At 30.2% G+C, this 3502-nt stretch carries 2 protein-coding genes, 2 tRNA genes and 1 rRNA gene; all 5 read right to left on the reverse strand.

What is annotated here, in order from left to right; translation table 11 throughout:
• Positions 1 to 936: 936 nt before the first annotated feature.
• The 5 genes from ABDZ93_RS07455 to rrf all read right to left on the reverse strand — a co-directional run bounded on the left by ABDZ93_RS07455 (position 937) and on the right by rrf (position 3428).
• Positions 937 to 2082: a pyridoxal-phosphate-dependent aminotransferase family protein gene (locus ABDZ93_RS07455; RefSeq protein ID WP_343825145.1), complete on the reverse strand. Its 1146-nt coding sequence runs from the start codon at positions 2080 to 2082 to the stop codon at positions 937 to 939.
• A gap of 78 nt (positions 2083 to 2160) precedes the next feature.
• On the reverse strand, positions 2161 to 2910 hold the full coding sequence (surE, locus tag ABDZ93_RS07460; protein WP_343825147.1) for a 5'/3'-nucleotidase SurE: 750 nt from the start codon (positions 2908 to 2910) through the stop codon (positions 2161 to 2163).
• Positions 2911 to 3147: 237 nt separating this feature from the next.
• A tRNA-Ala gene (locus ABDZ93_RS07465) sits at positions 3148 to 3223 on the reverse strand.
• A 5-nt stretch (positions 3224 to 3228) separates the two neighbouring features.
• Positions 3229 to 3305: transfer RNA gene (locus ABDZ93_RS07470), tRNA-Ile, on the reverse strand.
• Positions 3306 to 3310: 5 nt separating this feature from the next.
• Positions 3311 to 3428: ribosomal RNA gene (rrf, locus tag ABDZ93_RS07475) — 5S ribosomal RNA — on the reverse strand.
• Positions 3429 to 3502: the final 74 nt, after the last annotated feature.

Here is a 3502-nt window from a genome sequence, read left to right on the forward strand (position 1 = left end):
ACCTTTTTCTCTGTTTAATTTTCAAAGACCATTTGGTTTTCATTATCATCGATTACTTCCGACGACTTTTACTATTCTACTAGATAATCTCTTATCTGTCAACAATTTTCTTAAGAAGTTTTTTTCTTAAGTTTTTATTGTTTCTTGCCGCATCTCTCAGCGACAAGATTTATCTTACCATACTTATTATATCAAATATAACATTAGTTTTTTATAATTATAGTTTATTTAAATATATCTTCATATTTCTTGTATTTACTTTCATTTTCTTATATTGATACACATGGTATAGTATACTAAAACAAAAGTAATTTATATCAATATTTAGCTTCTATGTCCGAAATATACTGTACTGAAATTAATAAACATTCGTTGTAATTAAGTATTATTACACTTCTTATTAATTAATTAATTGCTTAGATAGATATACAGTCATGCGTTTATAGTATTCATTATTTTTACCTATAAATGAATTTTCTACTATAAAACCACTATTTAATACCTCTTTATTATGTTTATCTCAACCTACACTTCTATATGAAGTTCCTGATATCATAACTTTTCTATTACTCTGCATATGAATTCTCTCATGAATATCAAAAGCAATTTTAACATCTTTTTCTTTTTATAATAATCACTCCTCCATTGCTACTATTAATGCTTTCCCATCTTAATCTTATATATAAGATAAAAAATTTTTTCTATGTTCCTCATTAACTAACATATGTAGTGTACCTATGGAGTAAATAAATTTAAATTTCTTATTTCTACTATATTGGTAATAGATCACATTATCTATTACCCAACTAATTTTTTATTTCTTTCATCATAAGCTTTATAATATTCCATTATAATATTCCATTATAATATAACACTCTCTATCATAATAATATAGGCTAATTAGCTACTTATCATAACTAATTAGCCTATATAAACTTATAGTATAATATATCTGTTAAATTCTTTTACAAGATTAGTTGTTGACTTATATCCTAAATCTTTTAAAGATTCATCTAAAATATTTAATACAAACACAATTTTATCCATCGTAGCGTTCTCACCCATATGTCCAATTCTAATGACTTTATTTTCAAGATAATCAAAAGATCCTGAAATTAATAAATTATATTTGTCTCTCATATGACTAATTAGTACTTTAGCTTCTACCCCTTGTGGTGGCTCCACCACCGTTACAGTTGAAGAAAAGCCATTATTTAAATAAAGTTTTAATCCATAATTAGTTAATGCATTTCTAGTGGCTAAAGCAATTTGTTTGTGTCGATTGTATACATTTTCTATTCCTTCTTCAAGTATATTATCTACAGCAACTCTAAGTCCGTATATATCACTTATTGGCATAGTATATGGAAACCACTTTTTATCATAATATCCCTTCCATATAGTTAAGTTACAATAAAATCCTATAATTGGAGTATTCCTTGTCCTCATAGATTTATACGCATCATTACTAATGGTAACAATGCTTAATCCTGGTGGAGCTGAAAAAGCTTTTTGCGAACCACCTAATGCAATATCTATACCCCACTCATCTACATTTATAGGCTCTCCTCCCATAGCTGCAACACTATCCACCACTGTTAATATTCCATACTCCTTAAGCATTGGACAAATTTTACTTATATCATTAAGTACTCCTGATGGTGTATCACAATGAACTACAGTTGCATATTTAAAATTGCTATCCTTATCGAGAAAAGCTCTTAAATCTTCCACATCCATTTCTCTTTGCCTATCAGCAGAATACAACACAGGTATTCCTCCATATATTTTCGCAAAATCAGCAAACCCTTCACCAAATACCCCATTATCAATAACTAGTACTCTATCTCCTGGTTCTGTGAGTGATGCACAAGCAGCTTCTAATCCTAATATGCCTTCACCACTTAATATAAATACATCCTTCTCAGTATTTAGTACTTCCCCAATTTTATTACAGGTTTCTCTATAGAAATCATAAAAATCCTTATCTAAATCTGGATTAGTAGTTTCAATAGCCCTAGCTAATCTTACATTTTCTCTTACATTAGTAGGTCCTGGTGTAAATACATATGGTTTATTCATAATCTCATCCCCTATACAAATCTTTAATATCACTAACTAATTATAATATTTGAAATAAAACCTTTGTTAATATCCAATTTATTTTTCTAATATACTTTCCATTCTTGTTATTAAGTTGAAATTTGTTAAGTCGTAATGTAGTGGTGTAACTGTTATATATCCTTCTTTAATCATGTCTACATCAGTATCATCTTGTACTGCATCATCCGGTGCACCAGTTATTTTATATACTACATTATCATCACTTTTCTCTACTTCAACATATACATTATTATAATTTCTTTCACCTATTTTACACACCTTCAATCCCTTTAATTTATCTTTACTTATTGAAGGAATGTTTACATTTAGTACTGTATTTCCAATTTCCTCACTTCTTATTTTATTTAATATTTTTTCTGCATAATCTGCAGCTATCTCATAACTTTCTTCATTACCATCACAAGATAATGCAATTGCAGGTGTGTTATTTAATGCTCCTTCAACAGCTGCAGACACAGTCCCTGAATATATTACATCTGTACCTAAATTAAATCCATCATTTATTCCTGATACTACTATATCTATTTTTTCACTAGCTATAGTAGTTATTGCAATTTTTGTACAATCTACAGGTGTACCACTTACACTAAAGCATGGAGCTTCTACACCTTCTATTTTTTCTTTTTTTACCATAAGAGGATTTATCAATGTTATGGAGTGACTGCTAGCACTTTTTTGACTATCAGGTGCTACTACTAATATATTGTGTGAACTTTGAAGTCTCTGTGCAATAATTTGTATACCTTTTGCCGTAATTCCATCATCGTTGGTTATTAATATGTTCATAATTATGTAAAATAGAGAAATTTATATTCTCTATTTTCCTCCCTTCATTTACTTTAAATCTTATTAATTATTTAATTTAACCTAAAAAACAAATACTATTTACTTTTTTATTTTAACATACTAATCAGAAAATTTATCTTAATATGCTTTATTTCTATTATAGTTAACAATTATTTTAATAATTAAATATATATTATAAAATTCTATAAAAAAAAGACACTGTATCTACAGTGTCTTTGGTGGAGATAAAGGGATTCGAACCCTTGACCCCCTGCGTGCAAGGCAGGTGCTCTCCCAGCTGAGCTATACCCCCAAATATGGTGGACCTTCAGGGACTCGAACCCCGGACCTACCGGTTATGAGCCGGTTGCTCTAACCAACTGAGCTAAAGATCCATATTACTTGGCAACAACCTACCCTCCCACACAGCTTCCCATGCAGTACTATCGGCCCCTAGATGCTTAACCTTCGTGTTCGGTATGGGAACGGGTGTACCCATCTAAGGCATAATTACCAAATTTAATATGGCTCCGCGAAGAGGATTCGAACCTCCAACCTATCGGTTAACAGCCGAGTGCTCCACCGTTGAGCT

Source organism: Clostridium subterminale, from assembly GCF_039521425.1.
GTDB lineage: Bacteria > Bacillota > Clostridia > Clostridiales > Clostridiaceae > Clostridium_J > Clostridium_J subterminale.

Excerpts from the sequence above, each read along its gene's own strand:
- ABDZ93_RS07455 (WP_343825145.1), bottom strand. The coding sequence starts at position 2,082 with ATGAATAAACCATATGTATTTACACCAGGACCTACTAATGTAAGAGAA.
- surE (WP_343825147.1), bottom strand. The coding sequence starts at position 2,910 with ATGAACATATTAATAACCAACGATGATGGAATTACGGCAAAAGGTATA.